Below are 21,003 nucleotides of genomic sequence, written 5' to 3'. Positions count from 1 at the left end.
CGGGGCCGCTCACCGGCGCACAGCGACCGAGACCCCGCGAGGGGGCGCGGCCGACGAGCGGGCACCGGACTGAGCGCGCGAGGCCGATCGGCGCCGACCCTCAGCCCTGTAGCGCCGCGATCAGCGCCGGGCTCAAGGCCAGCGCGGGCAGCGACTCGACCAGCAGTTCCACCAGTTGCTCCCGGCTGACCGGCTTTTCGAGCATCCAGGTGAGGATGGTCTCCTCGACGAACGCGATCCAGCCACGGATGGCCAGGGTGAGCCGGGCCAGGTCCGGGTCGTTGGGTGGGAGCGGCAGCTCGCTGACGATGAGGTCGGCGATGGTGGCGCGGGTGCTGTCGACGTAGCCCGACATCTCCGGGGTGATGCTGGCCGGGCCGCGCAGCACCGAGCGGTAGGACGCCGAGTGCTCGGTGACGTAGTCGACGAAGCGGTCGATCGAATCGCGCAGCATGTCGAACAGCGACAGCTCCCGATTCGGGGCGATCGCGGTGTAGAACTCCTCGATCACGTGCCGGGCGATGGCCTCGTGGAACTCCTGCTTGGACGCGAAGTAGTGGAACAGCAGGCCGCGCGAGATGCCCGCCTGCTTGGCGATGTCGTCGACCGAGATGTCCTCGAGCGAACGCCCGGCCAGCATTTCGGCACCGAGGGTGATCAGCTGCAGCCGACGCTCCTCGGGGCTGAGCCGGATGCGCTTGGTCTCGCCGGAAGTCCTGATGGTCACGCCGCCATGGTAGCGCTACTGAACTTGATTCAATAGCTGTTGACTCCCGCTCAATAAGACCGTAGTCTGCTGTACATGAGTCGCAAGGTTACAGACAAAGATGTCGACCGCAGCGCCGCCCGCCACATCAAGACGATCATCGTCGGCAGCGGGTTCGCGGGCCTCGGCATGGCCATCCGCCTGCGTCAGCAGGGTCGTGACGATTTCCTCGTCCTCGAGCGCGGCAGCGATGTCGGCGGAACCTGGCGCGACAACACCTACCCCGGCGCCGCCTGCGACGTGCCCTCGCACCTGTACTCGTACTCCTTCGCGCTGAACCCCGACTGGTCGCGCTCGTTCTCCAAGCAGGGCGAGATCCAGGCCTACATCCGCGACGTCGCCGAGAAGAACAACGTGCTCGACAAGCACCTGTTCGACTGCGACGTGCTCGGCATGCGCTGGAACGCCGAGACCGCCCGCTGGGACATCACCACCAGCAAGGGCGATTTCACCGCCGACACCGTCGTCTCCGCGGTCGGCGCCCTCTGTGAGCCCTCGCTGCCCGACATCAAGGGCATCAACGACTTCTCCGGCGACATCTTCCATTCGGCCCGCTGGGACCACGATGTCGACCTGACCGGCAAGCGCGTCGCCGTGATCGGCACCGGCGCCTCGGCCATCCAGATCGTGCCCGCCATCGCGAGCAAGGTCGCCCACCTCGACCTCTACCAGCGCACCGCGCCCTGGCTGCTGCCGCGCATGGACCGCCCGTACCTGCTGCCCGAGCGCCTGGCGTTCAGGTACATCCCGGGCGTGCAGCGCCTCTCGCGCGCGGCCATCTACGCCGCCCGCGAGACCCAGGTCGTGGGCCTGGCCAAGTACCCCGCGCTGATGAAGATCTTCGAGACGATCTCGCGCGCCAAGCTGTTCGCCGAGGTCCGCAACCCCGTCAAGCGCGCGCTGGTCACCCCGGACTACCGCATCGGCTGCAAGCGCATGCTGATCTCCAACGAGTACTACCCGGCCATCGACCGCGACAATGTCGAGGTCGTCACCAACGGCATCGCCGAGGTGAAGGCGGGCTCGATCGTCACCAAGGACGGCACCGAGCGCGAGATCGACGCGCTGATCGTGGCCACCGGTTTCCACGTCACCGACTCCCCCGCCTTCGAGACCATCGTCGGGCGCACCGGGCAGACGCTGTCGGAGCAGTTCGACGAGGTGGGCCAGCGCGGCTACAAGGGCTCGTCCATCGAGAACTTCCCGAACATGTTCTTCCTGCTCGGCCCGAACGTGGGCCTGGGCCACACCTCGATGGTGTTCATGATCGAATCGCAGATCAACTACGTCGCCGACGCCCTGGCCACCATCGACCAGCGCGACCTGCGCACCGTCGAGGTCAGCCCGGAGGCCGTGCGGGTGTACAACCGTGAGTTGCAGGACAAGATGGCCGACAGCGTCTGGATGAACGGCGGCTGCGCCAGCTGGTACCTGGACAAGCACGGCAACAACACCACGCTGTGGCCCGATTTCACGTTCCAATTCCGTAGGCTCACCAAGAACTTCGACCTGGCGGCCTACAACACGACCACCTCGACCGACTCCGACACCGAACTGAAAGTGGTGGCAGCACAGTGAGCAAAGATGCTTACTTCACGAACAAAGTCTGTGTGATCACGGGCGCCGGGTCCGGCATCGGCCGCGCGCTGGCCGAGAACCTGGCCCGTCGCGGCGCCAAGCTGGCGCTGTCCGACATCGACGCCGAGGGCCTGGCCGAGACCGTGCGCCTGGTCGAGGCACTGGGCGCGCAGGTCAAGTCCGACCGGCTCAATGTCGCCGAGCGCGAGGCGTTCCTGCTCTACGCCGATTCGGTGAAGGCGCACTTCGGTGTCGTGCACCAGATCTACAACAACGCCGGTATCGCCTACCACGGTGACGTGGTCAAGACCGACTTCAAAGACATCGAACGCATCATGGATGTCGATTTCTGGGGTGTCGTCAACGGCACCAAGGCGTTCCTGCCGATGCTGATCGACTCCGGCGACGGGCACGTCGTCAACGTCTCGAGCCTGTTCGGCCTGGTCACCGTGCCCGGTCAGGCGGCCTACAACTCGGCCAAGTTCGCGGTGCGCGGCTTCACCGAGGCGCTGTACCAGGAGATGAAGATCGCCAAGGCGCCGGTCAAGGTCACCTGCGTGCACCCCGGCGGCATCAAGACCGCGGTGGCCCGCAACGCCACCTACGCCGAGGGCATCGACGGCGCCAACACCGCCTCGCTGTTCGACAAGTACCTGGCGATCCACAGCCCGGAGATGGCCGCCCAGACCATCACCGAGGGTGTGCGCAAGGGCCATGCCCGCGTGCTGATCGGCTGGGAGGCCAAGGTGCTCGACGCGAGCGTGCGCTTCCTGGCCTCGGGCTACAACCGGATCTCGGCCGTGGTCAACGGCCGCTTCATGCCGCACTGACCTCAGGACGACGCCCATGCGCGAGTTCAAGATTCCGCTGCCGATCGTGCGCGCGGTGCTCGACCCGGTCTTCCGGGTGACACTCAACGCGCGGCTGCCGATCGCGGCACAACGCGCTCTGCTCGACGCGGTCTCCCTGCTGCAGCTGGTGCCGGACGGTTCCATCGTCCAGCGGCTGCAGCTGGGGGGCCGCCCGGCCGAGCGGGTCATCGCCGAGACCGCGATGCCGGGTTCGCGTACCCACGCGGTCCCGCCCGAACGCGCCGCGGGCGCGATCCTGTACCTGCACGGCGGTGGCTACGTGGTCGGCTCGCTGGCCACGCACCGCTCGCTGGTGGCCCATCTGGCCAGGGACAGCGGCTGCGCGGTGTACTCGCTGGACTACCGGCTGGCCCCCGAGCACCCGTTCCCGGCCGGTCTCGACGACGCCGAGGCCGCGTTCCTGGACCTGGTCGACAATGTCGGCTACCGACCCGAGCAGATCTGTCTGGCGGGTGACTCGGCCGGTGGCGGCCTGGCGCTGGCGCTGGCGCAGCGCCTGCTGGCCCGGCACGGCGTCGCGCCCGCCGCGCTGGGTCTGATCGCGCCCTGGGTCGACCCGACCCAGCCGCCCTCCCGCGACCGCGACCTGGTGATCAACCGGGCGTGGTCGCAGGCGTGCGCCGCCCACTATCTGGGCGACGCCGCCGTCACCGAAGCGGGCTACGCGCCGCTGCTCGGTGAGCTGATCGGCCTGCCTCCCACCTACGTGCAGGTCGATGTGAGCGAACTGTTACACGACCAGTGTCGCCAGCTGGTCTCGGCCCTTCGTGGGGCGGGTGTGCACGTCCGTTTCACCGAAACGCGCGGCTTGTGGCACGTCGCGCAACTGCAGGCCGCGCTGGTCACCGAGGCCGCGCGGACACTGAGCGAACTCGCAGAATTCCTGCGAGAAGCAATTCAGCCGGTATCGATAGACGATTTACGATAAAGCCTGGTGACGGGCAATTCGGGCGGCGATATCGCGACCCGGCCGAGAGTGTCGTAGATTACTGGCGAGTAGAACCCACTGGAAGGGCACAGATGCGAGAGTTCGAAGTTCCGGCTTCCTACACCATCCCGGACGATGCGAACAATTCCGACAACGTCTTCCGCTTCGCGCAGGAGACGCCGAACACGGTGTTGTTCAACGTCCCGAACGGCAGCGGCGGCTGGAACGACGTCACGGCGGCACAGTTCGAGCGGGCCGTCACCGGCGTGGCCAAGGGCCTGATCGCCTCGGGCATCGAGCTGGGCGACCGCGTCGCCATCATGGCCGCCACCCGGTACGAGTGGACGCTGCTGGACTTCGCGATCTGGGCCGCCGGTGGCGTGACCGTCGCGATCTACGACAGCTCGGCGGCCGAGCAGGCCAAGTGGATCCTGCAGGACTCCGAGACCAAGCTGCTCGTCGTCGAGAACGACAAGCACCGCGCCACCATCGACGAGATCGAGGCCGGTTCGCTGCCCGCGCTCGCCGAGACCCTGCAGATCGACAAGGGCGCGATCGACGAGCTGACCAAGCGCGGCACCGACCTCGACGACTCGGTCGTGCACGAGCGTCGCAAGCAGGTCGGCGCGGCCTCCCCCGCCACCCTGATCTACACCTCGGGCACCACCGGCAAGCCCAAGGGCGTGCAGCTGACCCACGCGAACCTCTACGCGGAGTCGCGTTCGGGCGGCATCGAGCTCTCGGCGTTCGTCGCCGAGGGCCAGAAGACCCTGCTGTTCCTGCCGCTGGCGCACGTGTTCGCCCGCGCGGTCGCGCTGATCGCCTTCGATTCCAAGGTGACCATCCGCCACAGCTCGGACTGGACCACCCTGGTCGAGCAGTTCGGCGAGTTCAAGCCCGACTTCATCCTCTCGGTGCCCCGCGTGTTCGAGAAGGTGTACAACTCGGCCAAGCAGAAGGCCCACGACGGTGGCAAGGGCAAGATCTTCGACGCCGCCGCCGAGACCGCCATCGCCTACAGCGAGTCGCTCGAGAAGGGCGGCCCCGACCTGCTGCTCAAGCTCAAGCACTTCGTCTTCGACAAGCTGGTCTACAGCAAGCTGCGCGCGGCCCTCGGTGGCCAGTGCCTGGCCGCTGTCTCCGGTGGCGGCCCGCTGGGCGCGCGCCTGGGCCACTTCTTCCGTGGCGTCGGCGTCACCATCTACGAGGGCTACGGCCTGACCGAGACCACCGCCGCGTTCAGCGTCAACACCCCGCAGTTCATCCGCGTCGGTTCGGTCGGTCGCCCGATCCAGGGCCACGCGGCCAAGATCGCCGAGGACGGCGAGCTGCTGCTCAAGGGCTCGGTCGTGTTCGACGGCTACTGGGGCAACGCCGAGGCCACCGCCGACGCGATCCAGGACGGCTGGTTCAAGACCGGTGACCTCGGCGCCATCGACGCCGACGGCTTCATCACCATCACCGGCCGCAAGAAGGAAATCCTGGTCACCGCGGGCGGCAAGAACGTCTCCCCCGCCGTGCTCGAGGACTCCCTGCGCGCGCACCCGCTGATCAGCCAGGTCATGGTCGTCGGTGACGGGCAGCCGTTCATCGGCGCGCTGATCACCCTGGATCCGGAAGCCCTGCCGGGCTGGAAGGACCGCAACGGCGTCGCCGCCGATACCGCGATCGAGTCGCTGATCGAGAACCCGGCGCTGGTCGCCGAGGTGCAGGCGGCGGTCGACGAGACCAACAAGAAGGTCTCCAAGGCCGAGGCGATCAAGAAGATCCGCATCCTGCCGGTCGACTGGACCCAGGAGGGTGGCGAGCTCACCCCGAAGATGTCGCTCAAGCGCGCCGTCGTCATGAAGCAGTACGCGTCCGAGGTGGACAAGATCTACTCGTAGGTCTTACCACTTCGAAAACGGCCGGTCGCGCAGTGTATGCGCGACCGGCCGTTTTGTTGTCAGTAGCGTTGGGCGGCGAATTCGGCGGCGGTGAGGGTCATTCCGTTGACGGCGTAGAGGGTGTGGACGGCGTTGGGTTGGGCCAGCGGGGAGCCGTCGCAGATGTTGTCGGTGGGGATGCACAGGTCGATGGTCTTGGCGGCGTAGGGGGCGCCGACGGTGACGACGGGGGCGCCCGCGTCGGTGAGGAAGCGTTCGGAGGGTTTGCCGAACAGGGCGACCGCGGCAATGTGGTCGGCGATCTCGGGGGCCAGCGGCTCGGGCAGGTAGGAACGGTATTCGGCCGGGACGCCCTCGGGGACCTCGGCGCCGAGCGCGAAACCGGCGACCGCGGCGCCCTGGCTGTAGCCGCCGAGCACGATCCGGGTGCCGGGGCAGTTGGCCGCGAGGTACTCGACGCGCTGCTGAGTGTCGTCGATGCCGCGCAGGACGGTGTGGGCGAAGGCGAGCCGGTCGGTGAAATCGCCGCTGGCGGGGTAGTTCACCCCGTACGCGCCGACCGAGCGGCCGCCGGAGTTCAGGCGCACCGCCTCCACGAAGGACGTGCCGGTGAGTCCGAGTTCGCCGCCGGGCTCGGCGGTCCCGCGAGCGAAGACCACCTCGATGTCGGCGCAGGGCGCGGCGGTGGCCGGATGGGTGGGCGCTACCAGCGGAATCGCGGCTGCCAGAAGGGCTGCAGACACGAATCGGGGAAGAGAACGTGCTGTCATGCCGCGCAGACTACCGACCGGCCGCGCGTGCCCGGCACTTCCGGGCCGCCGACGCGCCGCCGGTCAGCGGGTCTTTTGGTGGTTCTAGGAAACGGGCGCCGGGGCCAGGGCCATCCGGCGGGCCCGCAGGGCGTAGAGGCCCGCGATGCCGACGGCGAGGTCGGCGGTGATCTCGAACAGTGCCGCGAACCAGGAGAATCCGGTGACGCGGGCCGACGCGGGCGGGTTGATGAAACTGTCGCTGAGCGGCCCGAACCAGTCGGGCAGGATGTGCACGACGAGGAAGCCGACCGCGCTGGCGAACCCGACGATCGTCGCCGCCAGCGGAGCCGCCCTGTGCCCGCGGAACACCAGCACGATGGTCAGCACCGCGAACATCGATTGCAGCGTGCCCAGCGCGTTGACCAGCGCCGAACAGACGTTCAGCCCCCGCCGGAAGTGATCCGCGCCGTGCACGAACAAGGCGACGGCGAACACCGCGGTCGTCGCCCGCAATGCCCGGTCGGCTGGGTTGGTAGCGGTCTCCGGCATGGGGTCCTCCTGCCCTTCATGACTACTACATAGCGTAGTTTTCCGAGGGTTGTCCGGACAGGGTTTCCGCCGTCACGAATAGGTCACCACGCCCTCCGGCCACCACCGACGAGGATGTTCGCGCTGGTAGACGGCACCTTCACCGTTCGTGTTCACCAGGGTGGACAGCATGCCCGCCAGTGGCATGACAGGGCCGCCCGTCGCAGGTGGCGACGGGCGGCCGGGATCGATGGTCAGACGCCCGCGTCGGCTTTCGCGAGTTCGGGCCTGGGGGCCGCGGACTTGGTGTGGCCGACGAACAGGGCCGAGGCCACGACGCCGATGAGCAGGATGGCGGCGGGCAGGATCATCGACTGGCCCAGCGAGGTGCTGAACTCGTCGAGGATCTGGGGCGGGAGCGGGCCGGTGGCCGCGCCCTCGCCGACCGGGCCGCCGCCACCGAGGCCGTTGGCGGTGAGCCGGGCCGCGATCAACGCGCTGATCGCGGCGCTGCCGAGCACCGAACCCACCTGACGGGTGGTGTTGTAGATGCCAGCGCCCGCACCGGCCTGGGCGACCGGCAGGTTGTGCGTGGCGACCGAGGCCAGCGGCGCCCAGATGCAGGCGTTGGCGAAACCGGCCAGGGTGGCCGCGAGCAGGAACCAGCCGATCGACGAGTCCGGTCGCATCAGTGCCGCGAAGGCGAACACCGAGGCCGCGAACAGGGTGAAACCGATGGTCGGCACCAGCCGCGGCGGCAGCTTGTCGGAGACGCGGCCGATGAACGGCGCGGTGAAACCGGTGGCCAGTGCCATCGGGGCGAATACCAGCGCCGAACTGGTCGGCGACATCTCCCGCACGGCCTGCAGGTAGAAGTACGAGGGCACCATCAGCGAGGTCACCGCGGCGCCCATGGCCGCGATCGCCAGGTTCGACAGCGCGAAATTGCGGTCGCGGAACAGACTCAGCGGCACCAGCGGTTCGCCGGTGTTGCGGGCCTGGTTGATCACGAACACCACCAGCATCACCACGCCGAAGCCGATGAGCAGCCAGATCCGCAGCGACCAGTCCTGCGCGTTGCCCTCCTGGATGCCGAACACCAGCGCCAGCATGCCGACGCCGCTGAGCACCACGCCGACGATGTCGAACTTGTGCTCGCTGGTGGGCAGCGCGGGCACCAGCCACACGGCCAGCGCGAACGCGACGATGCCGACCGGCACGTTGACGAAGAAGATCCACTCCCAGCCGAGATTGTCGACCAGCACACCGCCCAGGATCGGGCCCACCAGCGTCGCCAGACCGGCCACGCCACCCCACAGGCCCATCGCCGCGCCGCGCTTGTCCGGCGGGAAGGTGCGCGTGATGACGGCCATCGTCTGCGGCGTCATCAGCGCCGCGCCGATGCCCTGGGCGGCGCGCGCCGCGATCAGCATCCCGATGCTGCCCGACAGGCCGCACCACAGCGAGGCGCCGGTGAACACCGCCAGGCCGATCAGGTAGATGTTCTTCGGGCCGAAGCGGTCACCGAGGCGGCCGGTGACCAGCAGCGGCACCGCGTAGGTGAGCAGGTAGGCGCTGGTGACCCAGATGACGTTGGAGATGTCGGTGTCGAGCTCGGTCATGATGGCCGGATTGGCGACCGCGACGATCGTCATGTCCAGCAGGATCATGAAGAACCCGACGACCAGCGCGAACAGCGCCAGCCACGGATTGCGTCGGGTATTCATCGCAAGGATTCCTATCGGAGAAATGAACGCGGATATCAGCCGCGAGCGGGACTTCCCGCCCAGCGGGGACGCGGCGGACGATCGGACTCGCCCCGGCCGGGCCAGTCGTCGACGGTGCCGACACTGGTGGGCACGCGCTCGCCGGTGACCGGGTCGAACACCTCCCACTCGATCGCCTCGGCGCGGAGTTCGGCGGCGAACTGCTCGATCCAGGTGAGTTCGGCGGCCGAGGTGGTGCGCATGTACTCCAGCACCATCCAGTACCGGCGCGGCATCGCGTGCTCGTGCGCCCACGCCAGCAACGCGTCGAGGTCGGCGAGTTCGGCGCCGAGGTGCCCGACCCGTTCGTCGAGCAGCGCGACGACCTGCTCGCGCGGCAGGCTGTGCGCCTCGGCCAGCGCCAGCCGGAAGATCGGATACTCCCGCGCGGGGGTGCTCAACAGTTCGGCGATCCGGGCGCGCAACGCCGCGCGGCCGGTCTCGGTGATCCGGTAGGTGGTGCGCTCGGGCCGGTTACCCGCCCGATCGGTCCCCTCCGCGGCGACCATCTCGTCGTCGGCCAGCCGCGCCACCGCGTGATAGAGCGTCCCCGGCCGCACCTTGACCAGCAGGTCCTCCCGCCGCGCCACCAGCAGTTGATACATCTCGTAGGGATGCATGGGCCGCTCGTCCAACAACGCGAGCACCGCCACCGCCAGCGGCGACATGACCCCCCTACCCATCCGCACCACCACCCACCTCCACTCCCGCACCCACGCGGTCGCTGTTCCAGACCAAATATTCCAGTAGGAATATACGGAGTGAAACACCATCGGGCAAGAAGGGATCCCGACGGGCCGAGAGACAGGCAGGCCGAGTTACGCGCCGATCAGACGGGCGATGCCGAAACCGCTGGGCGAGGGCGGGTTTCAGAGGGCGTGTGCGTCCAGCCAGAGGCGGGCGGCGGTGGTGGGGGTGGTGCCGGAGTCGACTTGGGTGATGAGGTCGAGGAGGGCTTCGGTGGTGAGTTCGCCTGCTACATAGTTGAGTTTCTTGATCTGGGCGCGGTCGAAGATGCCGCTGCGGTAGAGGGCGAGGGTGTTCTGGGCGCGGATGGCGTACTCGGGGTCGGGGAGGGTGATCAGGCCGGTGCGGTCGCCGCCGGGGCCCGCGGTGATGCCTGCCTGGAGATGGTTGTCGAGCAGGTTCGCGCGCAGGGTGGGCAGGTCGGGGGACGGTAGGAGCTGGGCGGGCGCGCAACCGGCGACGAGGTCGGGGGCCGGGTCCAGGGAGCCGATGGTCATGGTGGCGCAGTGGGGGGCCAGGTCGGTGACGGTGCGCAGGCCATCGGCGGCGACGGCGGTGTCGGTGCGCACGAACTGGGCGCGCAGGTCGGTGCCGTCGGCGGCGTCGGAGACGGTGAGGCCGGGCGGGAGGGCGGCGTTGACGGCAGCGTTGACGGCAGCGGGTTCGCGGGCGGGTGAGGTGGGATTCCAGCGGTCGAGCAGGGCGCCGTTGCGGGCACCGAGAACCGAGACGCGGCCCGCGTCGAGGGCGGCCATGGGGTCGGTCAGGCCGGTGACCACGCTGGTGCGGGTGCCGACACGCGCCAGGGCCTGGGCGTAGATCTCGGCCAGCACGACGGACTCGGTGGAGGCGTCGGCACCGACCGCGATCATCGGCCGATCGTCGGTATCGGCGCAGGACACGGCGGTGATCGCCGCGGCCGTCACCAGGATCGCGGCCACCCTTCGACGCACCGCGCGCGAGACCATCGCCTCCGACACCAACTTCCCGTATTCGCCGTCCACCCACGCAATTCGGCGCGACGCGGGCAGTATTACCACCCAGAATGTACCTGCAGCCCCCGGGACGCATGCACAGCGCACTGCCCGCCTTTGCCGGAAGGACCCCAGTGAAAACCGCGTTCATCGCCGCTCCAGGACATCGCCGACCGGGTCGTCGCCTCGTGGTCCGGGCCGGTCGGGTGCTCGCCGCCGCTGTCGCTCTCGCCGCCGCCATGATCGTCTCGGCCTGCGGCAACTCCGATCCGCTGGCCGCCAAGGGCGATTGCACCAGCGACGCGCTGATCATCGGTTCGGCCGATTTTCCCGAATCCGAGACCGTCGCCACGATCTACACCGAGGTCTTACGCATCAATGGTTTCAAGGTGGACACCAAGTTCAATCTCGGCAACCGCGAAACCTATCTCCCGGCCCTGCGCCAGTGCGCGATCTCGCTGATTCCCGAATACACCGGAAACCTGTTGCGCTACCTCGACACCGATGCCACCGCCACCACCGCCGACGAGGTCACCGCGGCCCTGCCCGGCGTGCTCGGCGAGGACCTGGCCATCGCGACCCCCGCGCCCGGCCAGGATTCCGACGCCGTGGTGGTGACCAGGGCGACCGCCGAGAAATGGAAGCTGACCAGCATCGCCGATCTGGCACCGCATTCGGCCGAGGTGACCTTCGGCGCCGAGCCGGAATTCGCGCAGCGGCCCGGCGGATTACCGGGGCTGAGGAAGAACTACGGGCTCGACATCGGTGCCGAGGATTTCGAGGCGATCGACGACAACGGCGGTCCGGCGACGGTGCGCGCACTGGTCGACGGAAAGATCGTCGCCGCCGATATCTACACCACCTCCCCCGCGATCGCGCAGAACGATCTGGTGGTCCTCGCCGATCCGAAGCGGAATTTCGCGGCGCAGAATGTGGTGCCGCTGTTCAATGCCGCCAAGAAGACCGACAAAGCCGTCGCGGTGCTCGACGCGGTGTCGGCCAAACTCACCACCGCGGAATTGATCTCGCTCAACACCGCGGTCTCCGGGACCAGCAAGATCGAGCCGAAAGCGGCCGCGCTCGCGTGGATCACCGCGAAGGGGTTGAATTCCCCGATCGGTTAGTCGTCACCCAGCAGGGCGCGCAGGTGCGGGTCATCGGCCAGCACCGCCCGCATCCTGGCACGTTCGTGGGCGCGCTGGGCCTGGGCGTGCAGCCAGTCCTGGGCGGCCTGCACGAGCACGACGTTCACTCCGACGCCCGCCGCCTCGGCCGCGGCCACGAGCTCCGCGGCTATCTCGTCCGGGAATTGCACGGTGATCGAAGCCATGTCCCCGATGATCCCAGACCACGCGGCAGCGCCCCCGCTCCGGTTCGGAACGGGGGCGCTGCCTGGGGAACTACGAGTTACGCGACGCCCTCGGCGCGCGCGGTCGCGGCCACGGCCTCGGCGACGGCCGGAGCCACGCGCGGGTCCAGCGGGCTGGGGATGATCTTGTCGACCGACAGTTCGTCGGCGACCACGCCGAAGATGGCGTCGGCGGCGGCGACCTTCATGCCCTCGGTGATGCGACGCGCGCCCGCGTCCAGCGCGCCCTTGAACACGCCGGGGAAGGCGAGCACATTGTTGATCTGGTTCGGGAAGTCGCTGCGGCCGGTGGCCACGATGGCGGCGTACTTGGCGGCCACCTCGGGGTGGATCTCCGGGTCCGGGTTCGACATGGCGAACACGATCGACTCCGGCGCCATCGAGGCGATGAGCTCCTCGGGGATGGTGCCCGCGGACAGGCCCAGGAACACATCGGCACCGGCCAGCGCCTCGGCCGGACCACCGGTCAGGCCGCGCGGGTTGCTGCGGGCGGCCAGGTCGGCCTTGACGCCGTTGAGGCCGTCGCGACCGGCGGAGACGATGCCCTTGGAGTCGAGCACGACCACGTCGGGGATACCGGCGGCGAGCAGGATGTTGGCGCAGGCCACACCGGCGGCACCGGCACCGGAGACGACCACCTTCAGGGCGGACATGTCGCGACCCTGCTGGGCGGCGGCACCCTTGAGCGCGGCCAGCACCACGATGGCGGTGCCGTGCTGGTCGTCGTGCATGACCGGGCAGTCCAGCGCCTCGATGACCCGCTGCTCGATCTCGAAGCAGCGCGGGGCAGAGATGTCCTCGAGGTTCACCGCGCCGAAGCTCGGGCGCAGGCGGATCAGAGTCTCCACGATCGCGTCGGGGTCGGTGGTGTCGAGCACCAGCGGGATGGAGTTCAGCCCGGCGAACTTCTTGAACAGCGCGGCCTTGCCCTCCATGACCGGCAGCGAGGCGCGCGGGCCGATGTCACCGAGGCCGAGCACGGCGGTGCCGTCGCTGACGACCACCACGAGGCGGTCGGTCCAGGTGTAGGTCTTGGTGAGCGCGGCGTCCTCGGCGATGGCCCGGCTGACCTGGGCGACGCCCGGGGTGTAGGCGATGGACAGGTCGCGCTGGGTCTCGAGCGGAGCACTGAGCTCTACCGACAGCTTGCCGCCGAGGTGGCCCGCGAAGATCTCGTCGTGGGTGATGGCAGCCAGGCTCGCTGCATCATCGGCCTGGGGCGCCGCGGTGGCATTCGGTGCGTCAGTCACAGATGACACGATTTCACTCCTGCTCGAGTCGGACTCAACCGGGGGACGGTTACCGCCGGGTATATCGGGTTACGGTTCTTCATGAGCGCTCACCGGACGCGCAGCCCGACGCGTACACCGGTCACAACCGGTCGCGGGGCGCGGCACTGATCCAGGGAGCGGAGCCGGACGGGTGGTCCGGGCGAACAAAGGGTGGTCCCTCGGCCGCGACGGTGCGTCGCGTGGCGGGAGGTCACCAGGTTTCCCGAACCCGGCGGTGGCGAGGGAAGGGAATCCGCAACATTCTGCCAGCCGGGCCGACCAGTTGCCAAACCGGTCCGGGGTGTCAGCCGACAGCGTGTCATCTGTCGAGCGTAACGAGGCCGAATTGCCGCCGGGTAAGAGAAAACTCGCAGCTGACGGGGAACAGCCGGTGAACAATCACACCGCGGCCGGACGCGGAGTGGTGAGCTGATCGCCGAGCGGTTGCGGCCCTGGTTCCCGGCGCACCCAGACCTCGTCCAGCCCACCACAGCGCAGCCGCGCACGCCAGTCCGCGGCCGTGTGCGGATGGTCGCTGCGGCGGTGGATGCCGCGCGACTCGGTGCGCACCAGCGCGCTGTATCCGGCCCAGCGGGCGACGGCGAGCAGCGCGGCGGCCTGGCGGGCGCGCAGCTGTCCCGCGCCGGTGCCGCCGAGTTCGAACTGCGCGCCGGGCCACATGGCGTCCAGTTCGGCGATGCTGTCGCACAGGCTGCCCGCGCTGCGTCGGTAGCTGCGGCGCAACGGCAGGGTGTGCTCCTGGACCAGGCCGACGACCGAGCGCGGGTCGATGTGGGCGCGCGGACCGAGTCCGGCGCCAGGGACCGGGCGGGCGCTACCGGCCCACTCGGCGGACCGGGCGAAGGCCGCCGCGCCCGTCCCGGCCCAGGTGCCCGAGGCCACGGCCCACGCGCCGCTGAGTCCGCCGCCGGTGCCCGCCGCTCCGGCGACGAGTTCGCGTCCGGCCAGGTCGCCCGCGGTGTAGAGGCCGCGCACGGTGGTGGCGCAGTCGGGTCCGGTCAGCGCCAGGCCGCCCGCGCCGCCGATGGTGCCCTCGAGCACCGCGCGCACCGGCACCCGGCCCGTCGCGTCGACCGCGCCGTGACGGCTCAGCCACAGCCGCAGCGGTTCCGGTGTCTCGTGCAGGGCCGCGAAGACCTGGCGGCCCTCGGCGATGGCGGCCAGGGCGGCGCCGTCCCCGGCGGGCAGCGCGGTGCCCGCCTCGTCGTAGAGCACCGCGAAGGGCATCGACGGGCCCGGTGAGAGGGCGGAGTACAGGCGGGCGGGGACCGGGGCCAGGCCGTAGGCGCTGGAGAACTCCATGCCCGCCAGCTCGGCGCCCGCCTCGGCGGCCATCAACAGGCCCTCTCCCGTGTTCACTTCGGTCCCTGCCCCGCCGGACAGGAAGGCGCAGCCGCCGGTGGCCACGACCACCGCGCCCGCCCGGATGGTCCACGGGCGGAACCGGTGGTGCCGCTGCAGACCCGCCGCCCCGACGACGGTGCCCGCCGGGTCGACGAGCAACCGCAGCGCCGGATGATGGTCGAGCACCCGCACGCCCGCCGCCAGCACCCCGCGACGCAGCCTGCGCAGATAACTCGCGCCGTCGACGTACACGCGCGCCGGACCGGGTCCGGATCGGCGCCGCAGCGGGCCCGTCCAGCCGCGCAGGCGCCGATGTGTCTCGTCGAGCACGCGCTCGAGCCAGACCGGATCACCCAGTCCGCCACCGTGCGCGATGCTCGCGGCCACGGCCTCGGCGCGGCCTGGACCTGGGGCGATGTCCCACAGCACGGTGGTGCCGTGCACGGTGGTGCCGCTGGAACCGCAGCGACTCTTGTCCACCAGCACCACACGCGCGCCTGTGGCCGCGGCGGCGAGCGCGGCCCAGAGCCCGGCGGGTCCGCCGCCGAGGATCAGAACATCGGTCTCGATGCTGGTCACAAAGAGAAATGTTCGCCGCTCATTCACCTGCCCGCAACCACTACGCGGCGGTCAACCCCACCATTGTGTCCAAAGCAGTACACCGGCCGTGACCAGAACGATCGCCGAGCCCGACAGGGCCGCCAGACCCCGTCCCCGATCCGCGACGAGCTGCGCGCCGACGACCACCACGGCCGCCACCACATGCCAGCCCAGCGACTCGACGCCCGGCCCGGGAAAATCGCGACGCGCGCCCATCACCGCGGCCCCGGCCACCACACACAGCAGCACCACCACGCCCCCGGCGACGATGCCGCTGATTCCGCGTATCAGCGTCACGCGGTGATCACCGGAACGCCGCTGGCCTTGCCGATCAGCGCCTCGAACTGCTCGGGATCGGTGTGGCAGGCGCCCAGGGCGATGGTCTTGTTGCTGCCGTGATAGTCCGAGGAGCCGGTGCGCAGCAGGCCGAGTTCGGCCGAGAGGCCGGTGAGCATCGCGCGATCGGCGGCACTGTGGTCGGGGTGGTCGATCTCCAGACCGCCCAGGCCGAGGGTGGCCAGTTCCCTGATGTCGTCGAGGGCGAGCAGGCGACCGCGCTTGCGGGCGCGCACATGGGCCAGCACGCTGACCCCGCCCGCGGCGGCGATCAGCCGCACCGCCGTGGTCAGCGGGGTGTCGGCCTTCTCGGCGTAGTAGGGCCCGTGCGGGGCCAGCAGGTCGACGAACGCCGCGTCGACACTCTCGACCACCCCCGCCGCGACGAGCGCCCGCGCCAGATGTGGCCTGCCCGCGGCGGGTCCGGCTCCGGCGAGTACCGCGTCGGGGTCGATCGGCAGCCCGTCGGCCACCATCTTGTCGGCCATCGCCCGCACCCGCGCCACCCGCTCGGCGCGCAGCCGCTCGCGTTCCTCGGCGAAACCGGCGTCGGTGGGGTCGAACAGGTAGGCCAGCAGGTGCACGGGGACGGGGTGGCCGTCCTCGCCCATCCCCTGACACGACATCTCCATCCCGCGCACCAGCGTCAGCCCCGGTGGGCGCGCCGCCTCGGCCTCGGCCCAGCCGCCGGTGGTGTCGTGATCGGTGATGGCGACGACGTCCAGGCCCGCCGCCGCGGCACGGCGCACCAGTTCGGCGGGGGTGTCGGTGCCGTCGGAGGCCGTGGAATGGGTATGCAGATCGATGCGCACCCCTCAAGTCTTACCGTGCGGTGCCCGCGCGCGGGCGGTCCGTCCGGGAAACCGGTCGGTGGCCGTAACATCGTCTCGTGCCGACACTGCCCCCGATGCCGTCCTGGCGCGGGTCCGGCCGCGCGCGCACGAGTCCGCGTGCCCGGGTTCCCGTCCCCACCGCGCGGGCCATCGTCGACTGCGGCGTCTACGTCGACGGCAAGCGGCGGGCCGGACACTTCACCCCCGAACAGGCGCTGACCGAGGCGAGCGCGAGCGAGGACGGGTTCGTCTGGCTGGGCCTGCACGATCCCGACGAGACGCAGATGAGCGAGATCGCCGAGATCTTCGGCCTGCATCCGCTGGCCGTGGAGGACGCGGTGCAGGGCCGTCAGCGGCCCAAACTGGAACGCTACGACGACACCCTGTTCCTGGTGATGCGCACCGTCAGCTACGTCGAGCACGACATCCACGCGATCAGCGAGATCGTCGAGACCGGCGACATCATGGTCTTCACCGGCGAGCACTTCGCCATCACGGTCCGCCACGGCGAGCACACCGGGCTCACCGGGGTGCGCCGCGAACTCGAGGACCACCCCGACCAGCTGCGCCTCGGCCCGTACTCGGTGCTGCACACGGTCGCCGACCACGTGGTCGACTCCTATGTGGAGGTCTCCGAATCCGTCGAGCAGGACATCGACGAGATGGAGGAGGCGGTGTTCACGCCGAACTCCAAGATCGGCGTCGAGTCGATCTACCAGCTCAAACGGGAAGTGGTGGAGCTACGCCGCTCGGTCGCGCCGCTGGGCCTGCCGCTGCAACTGCTGGTGCACAATCGGGAACTGCCGGTGCCCCAGGAGATCCGCGCCTATTTGCGCGATGTGGCCGATCACCACACCAGCGTCTCCGAGCACATCACTTTCTTCGACGAGGCGCTCAGCGGATTGGTCAACGCGGCGCTGGCCAAGATCAGCGTTCAGCAGAACACCGACATGCGAAAGATCTCCGCCTACGCCGCCATGGCCGCGGTACCCACGATGATCGCCGGGGTCTACGGCATGAACTTCGACTACATGTGGGAACTCCACCAACCCGCCGCCTACCCGATCGTGCTGATCATCATGGCAGTGTTGTGCGCCATGCTGTTCCGCAGCTTCCGGCGCAACAAGTGGCTTTAAAGATTCACTGCGCCGCGGTCACTCGAGCGCGGCGCCGTTCAACACCGCATCTATGAATTCCCGGGGAGGCAAATAGTTGTGAAGCAAAACGTAATGAATGATCATTACCGGTGCAATATAGCATTCACCCACCGCTCCCCGCACCAGGATCTCTCCGTTTCCCAGGGCCTCCAACCCGACCAGCTCATTATATATTTGAAGTCCAGTCATTTCCTCTTGGGTTCCAGCCAGGATTTCGGACACGCAGAATTCACATCCATGGTATCCCCGAGTCATGTTGATGCGATTTTTTGCTTCTTTTTGCAATAGGTGTACGGACTGAGATCGGCGAAATACATGTCAGAGCAGCACCTCTCTGTAGGTGACCATGTGAACCACGCCGATTGCCAGCCGCTCGATAGCAACACAGCCAACCTGGTCGGTCCGGCGGCGGTCATCGAACCAGATCGAATATCTAGCGCCGCCGGTGCATCAATGACGTGATTCGGCACTGTCGCCAGGACCGTATGTTTGAACTGGCCCGATATTCGAGCACTGACCTGTTGGAGACGGTCTCTGAAAGTACCGAGTCGCATAGTCAAGCGACACCTTCAGCATTTCCACTTCCACTTCACCGTCTACACTTACCCATAGTCGGCCAGGATTTTCATCGTATTCAAATACCGAGATCAGGGGAGAACTCGATTCCGCGTCTCTGAACTCAAGCGAATCCAGATCATCTACCACATTTGCAACGGACTCAACTTCGATGACCCGCCCATTAAAGGGTATTTTTCTCTCCATAACCAACCTTAGATTATGTTGCACACCAAGCTTCGCCGACTAATTGCGACGACAGCACTAGACGGTGCAGATATTACCAACCTTTATACAAAGCCCACAAACGCCCCATCCATCGTAAACCGTACCCCCTTACCGGTGTCGGGCAGCCTAAACGAATGTAGGTCTTGATACACACCGGCAGCTCTGCCCCGCTCTACGGAGTACTCGCCGTTCTGAAGCACATCGTCGACAAATTTCTGTGCGTTATGATTAAATCTTCCAGCACGCAGACCGCGGCGACGAACAACAAGGCCGACGAGCTCAACAACGGGTAAGTGATGGCTCCCCGCAACCGCCGTCGCGGCAGCGGTGATTGCCGTAGTCGACGGCATGACCGTCGACTGCTCGGCAACGAGTGGCTCTAGAGATTCACCGCGCCGCGCGCCGGATCGCGCACGTCGATGCCCGCCTCGGCCCAGGCGTCGCGCAGGGCCTGGGCGCCGCGCACCCGTACCCAGGCGGCCTCGGTCGCGGTGATCGGGGTGACGCTGAGATAGCGCACCGGGTCGGCCGGTTCGGGCAGTGTCACCTCGGGCACCTCGCTCTCGCCGAGCAGCACTGCGGTGAAGATCGCGTTGCGCCACAGCGGTTCTCCGAGGTCGAGCAGCGCGTCGGCCTGGAGCACAACGCCTTCCACTGACGGGGTGGCGACCAGCACGCCCAGTGACCGGGCGACCCCTGCCTGCGGTCCGGCGCTCAGGAGCAGGGTGAGGACCAGTTCGGCGCGGGGGCCGCGCAGGGGGTCGGCGAGCAGGTCGGAGGGGTCGCCCATGGGGTGGCGGGAGCCGCCGAGGGTGACGTAGTGGACCACGCCGTCGCCGGGGATGCGCAGGATCTCGATCGGTTCGAGGCCGAGGAAGGTCACCGAGGCCGCGTCGACCTGGTCGCGCGCGACCTCGTAGTGGTCCAGCACCGCGGTGCGGACCGTGTTCACCACATCCATCGGCTCACAGCGCCAATCGGGCCAGCATGTCGCGGGCGCGCTCGGCGGACTTCGGGTCGCACAGCACGTCGTAGCGCCCGGCGACCAGCTGCATGGTCGAGGCGAAATCGCGCTGGCCCTTGGTGGCCGCGTACGGGATCGAGGTGGTGATGACGCCGAAGATGATGCCGCCGACCAGGCCGACGACCAGCGGACCCAGCGCGCCACCGGTGGTGGTGAACAGGCTCAGCAGCAGACCGAGGAACAGGCCCAGCCAGGCGCCCGACACCACACCGCCGCCGATGACCTTGCCCCAGGTGAGCCGGTAGAGCACCCGCTCCACCTGCATGAGATCGACGCCCACGATGGTCACATCGCCCACCGGGAACTGCCCGTCGGCCAGGTAGTCGACCGCGCGCTGCGCTTCGGCGTAGGTCGGATACGAGCCGACCGGCCAGCCCGACGGCGGCGTCGGCAACTGCCGTCCGCGATTCGGGTTGCCCAAGGGATTCGTCATAGTCCCATTCTGCTAGGTCCGGGGTGGGTGTGGTGGAGTGAAACGCGTCTCCAAAATGTCCGGAATGCCCGATCTGTGATCACGGGCTCCCGGATCAGGCGTCCGACCGCTTCATTCCGGCGGCGCGGCCCTTCTCCGCGATCACCTTCGCCATCTTCGCGCTGGCCTCGTCGATCATCTCATCTCCGAGCATGACGGCACCGCGCGCGCCGCCCTCGGCCGAGGTGTGGAAGGCGTAGGCGTCGAGGATCTGCTCGGCGCGGTCGTAGTCGCGCTGGCGGGGGCTGAAGATCTCGTTGGCCGCGTCGACCTGGGTCGGATGCAGCACCCACTTGCCGTCGAAACCGAGTGCGGCCGTGCGGCTCGCAGCCCGGCGGAAGCCGTCGAGGTCGCGGATCTGCAGGTAGGGGCCGTCGATGGCCTGCAGGCCGTGGGCGCGGGCGGTGAGCAGGATGGTCATCAGGATGTGGTGGTAGGCGTCGCCGACGTCGTAGCCCTCCGGCTGCTCGCCGACCACCAGGGTGCGCATATTGATACTGGCCATGAAATCGGCCGGGCCGAACACGAGTGTCCGCACCCGGGGACTCGCGGTGGCGATGGCGTCGATATTGCGCAGGCCCAGCGCGTTCTCGATCTGCGGTTCGATGCCGATGCGGCCCACCTCGAGTCCGCTGGCCTTCTCCAGTTGGGTCAGCAGCAGGTCCAGCGCGTGCACCTGACCGGCGTCGGTGACCTTGGGCAGCAGGATGGCGTCGAGCACCGCGCCCGCGCCCTCGACCACCTGGATGACATCGGCGTAGGTCCACTCGGTCGACCAGTCGTTGACCCGCACCACCCGCAGCTGGTTGCCCCAACCCGGCTCGTTGAGCGCGGCGACGATATTGGCCCGCGCCGCGATCTTGGCGCCGGGCGCGACGGCGTCCTCGAGATCGAGGAACACCTCGTCCACCGGCAGACCCTTGGCCTTGGCGATCATCTTGGGATTGCTCCCCGGCACGGCGAGCACCGAGCGACGCGGCTGCATGGGGCCTCCTG

General features: G+C 68.5%; 21 protein-coding genes. 6 read left to right on the top strand and 15 right to left on the bottom strand.

Annotation, left to right across the window (positions count from 1 at the left end; all coding sequences use genetic code 11):
• Positions 1-100: 100 nt before the first annotated feature.
• Positions 101-727 carry a TetR/AcrR family transcriptional regulator gene (locus tag QC180_RS14540; RefSeq protein WP_278263262.1) on the bottom strand — a complete coding sequence of 209 codons (627 nt, stop codon included), beginning with the start codon at positions 725-727 and terminating at the stop codon, positions 101-103.
• A 75-nt stretch (positions 728-802) separates the two neighbouring features.
• On the opposite strand from QC180_RS14540, the gene QC180_RS14535 reads away from it, so the two are divergent.
• The 4 genes from QC180_RS14535 to QC180_RS14520 all read left to right on the top strand — a co-directional run bounded on the left by QC180_RS14535 (position 803) and on the right by QC180_RS14520 (position 6,030).
• Positions 803-2,344, top strand: coding sequence for a flavin-containing monooxygenase (locus tag QC180_RS14535; RefSeq protein ID WP_278263261.1), 1,542 nt, complete (start codon positions 803-805; stop codon positions 2,342-2,344).
• Complete coding sequence (locus QC180_RS14530; RefSeq protein WP_278263260.1) at positions 2,341-3,174, top strand: SDR family NAD(P)-dependent oxidoreductase; 834 nt, start codon at positions 2,341-2,343, stop codon at positions 3,172-3,174. The genes QC180_RS14535 and QC180_RS14530 overlap by 4 nt, the downstream gene beginning before the upstream one ends.
• A gap of 16 nt (positions 3,175-3,190) precedes the next feature.
• A complete protein-coding gene (locus QC180_RS14525; protein ID WP_278263259.1) occupies positions 3,191-4,144 on the top strand; it encodes an alpha/beta hydrolase in 954 nt (317 codons plus the stop codon).
• Positions 4,145-4,236: 92 nt separating this feature from the next.
• Positions 4,237-6,030 (top strand): AMP-dependent synthetase/ligase, encoded by a 1,794-nt coding sequence (locus QC180_RS14520; RefSeq protein WP_278263258.1) that lies wholly within the window; start codon positions 4,237-4,239, stop codon positions 6,028-6,030.
• Between the two features lie 59 nt (positions 6,031-6,089).
• On the opposite strand, the gene QC180_RS14515 is transcribed toward QC180_RS14520, so the two are convergent.
• From QC180_RS14515 to QC180_RS14495, 5 genes are all read right to left on the bottom strand, one after another.
• Entirely contained in the window at positions 6,090-6,800 is a 711-nt protein-coding gene (locus tag QC180_RS14515; RefSeq protein WP_474646448.1) for a cutinase family protein, read from the bottom strand.
• Positions 6,801-6,884: 84 nt separating this feature from the next.
• Positions 6,885-7,331, bottom strand: a complete 447-nt coding sequence (locus QC180_RS14510) for a hypothetical protein (protein ID WP_278263256.1) — start codon at positions 7,329-7,331, stop codon at positions 6,885-6,887.
• A 233-nt stretch (positions 7,332-7,564) separates the two neighbouring features.
• Positions 7,565-9,037 carry a DHA2 family efflux MFS transporter permease subunit gene (locus QC180_RS14505; protein WP_278263255.1) on the bottom strand — a complete coding sequence of 491 codons (1,473 nt, stop codon included), beginning with the start codon at positions 9,035-9,037 and terminating at the stop codon, positions 7,565-7,567.
• A gap of 35 nt (positions 9,038-9,072) precedes the next feature.
• Positions 9,073-9,759 (bottom strand): helix-turn-helix transcriptional regulator, encoded by a 687-nt coding sequence (locus QC180_RS14500; protein WP_278263254.1) that lies wholly within the window; start codon positions 9,757-9,759, stop codon positions 9,073-9,075.
• 186 nt (positions 9,760-9,945) lie between these two features.
• Positions 9,946-10,827, bottom strand: a complete 882-nt coding sequence (locus QC180_RS14495) for a glycine betaine ABC transporter substrate-binding protein (RefSeq protein WP_278263253.1) — start codon at positions 10,825-10,827, stop codon at positions 9,946-9,948.
• Between the two features lie 209 nt (positions 10,828-11,036).
• On the opposite strand from QC180_RS14495, the gene QC180_RS14490 reads away from it, so the two are divergent.
• Positions 11,037-11,921 (top strand): ABC transporter substrate-binding protein, encoded by an 885-nt coding sequence (locus QC180_RS14490; RefSeq protein ID WP_278263655.1) that lies wholly within the window; start codon positions 11,037-11,039, stop codon positions 11,919-11,921.
• On the opposite strand, the gene QC180_RS14485 is transcribed toward QC180_RS14490, so the two are convergent.
• The 5 genes from QC180_RS14485 to QC180_RS14465 form a co-directional block, all read right to left on the bottom strand.
• Complete coding sequence (locus QC180_RS14485; RefSeq protein ID WP_278263252.1) at positions 11,918-12,127, bottom strand: hypothetical protein; 210 nt, start codon at positions 12,125-12,127, stop codon at positions 11,918-11,920. The two genes, QC180_RS14490 and QC180_RS14485, sit on opposite strands and share 4 nt — an antisense overlap.
• A gap of 77 nt (positions 12,128-12,204) precedes the next feature.
• The gene (locus QC180_RS14480; protein WP_474646447.1) at positions 12,205-13,425 is read right to left on the bottom strand and encodes an NAD(P)-dependent malic enzyme; all 1,221 of its coding nucleotides are present in this window, start codon (positions 13,423-13,425) and stop codon (positions 12,205-12,207) included.
• A gap of 411 nt (positions 13,426-13,836) precedes the next feature.
• Entirely contained in the window at positions 13,837-15,381 is a 1,545-nt protein-coding gene (locus tag QC180_RS14475) for an FAD-dependent oxidoreductase (RefSeq protein ID WP_278263251.1), read from the bottom strand.
• 51 nt (positions 15,382-15,432) lie between these two features.
• On the bottom strand, positions 15,433-15,699 hold the full coding sequence (locus QC180_RS14470) for a hypothetical protein (RefSeq protein WP_278263250.1): 267 nt from the start codon (positions 15,697-15,699) through the stop codon (positions 15,433-15,435).
• Positions 15,696-16,550 carry a PHP domain-containing protein gene (locus QC180_RS14465; protein WP_278263249.1) on the bottom strand — a complete coding sequence of 285 codons (855 nt, stop codon included), beginning with the start codon at positions 16,548-16,550 and terminating at the stop codon, positions 15,696-15,698. The genes QC180_RS14470 and QC180_RS14465 overlap by 4 nt, the downstream gene beginning before the upstream one ends.
• Positions 16,551-16,645: 95 nt before the next feature.
• On the opposite strand from QC180_RS14465, the gene QC180_RS14460 reads away from it, so the two are divergent.
• Entirely contained in the window at positions 16,646-17,707 is a 1,062-nt protein-coding gene (locus QC180_RS14460; RefSeq protein WP_474646463.1) for a magnesium and cobalt transport protein CorA, read from the top strand.
• A gap of 18 nt (positions 17,708-17,725) precedes the next feature.
• Here QC180_RS14460 and QC180_RS14455 read toward each other — a convergent pair whose 3' ends face one another.
• The 4 genes from QC180_RS14455 to QC180_RS14440 all read right to left on the bottom strand — a co-directional run bounded on the left by QC180_RS14455 (position 17,726) and on the right by QC180_RS14440 (position 20,992).
• Positions 17,726-18,013 (bottom strand): DUF7919 family protein, encoded by a 288-nt coding sequence (locus QC180_RS14455; RefSeq protein ID WP_474646446.1) that lies wholly within the window; start codon positions 18,011-18,013, stop codon positions 17,726-17,728.
• Between the two features lie 877 nt (positions 18,014-18,890).
• Positions 18,891-19,472, bottom strand: coding sequence for a suppressor of fused domain protein (locus tag QC180_RS14450; RefSeq protein ID WP_278263246.1), 582 nt, complete (start codon positions 19,470-19,472; stop codon positions 18,891-18,893).
• Positions 19,473-19,476: 4 nt separating this feature from the next.
• Entirely contained in the window at positions 19,477-19,968 is a 492-nt protein-coding gene (locus QC180_RS14445; protein WP_278263245.1) for a YflT domain-containing protein, read from the bottom strand.
• A gap of 94 nt (positions 19,969-20,062) precedes the next feature.
• The gene (locus QC180_RS14440; protein WP_278263244.1) at positions 20,063-20,992 is read right to left on the bottom strand and encodes an HpcH/HpaI aldolase/citrate lyase family protein; all 930 of its coding nucleotides are present in this window, start codon (positions 20,990-20,992) and stop codon (positions 20,063-20,065) included.
• Positions 20,993-21,003 lie beyond the last annotated feature (11 nt).

The sequence above is a fragment of the Nocardia anocheti genome, from assembly GCF_029675105.1.
Lineage (GTDB): Bacteria > Actinomycetota > Actinomycetes > Mycobacteriales > Mycobacteriaceae > Nocardia.
Note: the sequence above shows the minus strand (reverse complement) of the source record. Positions and strands in the feature narration are given on the sequence as shown.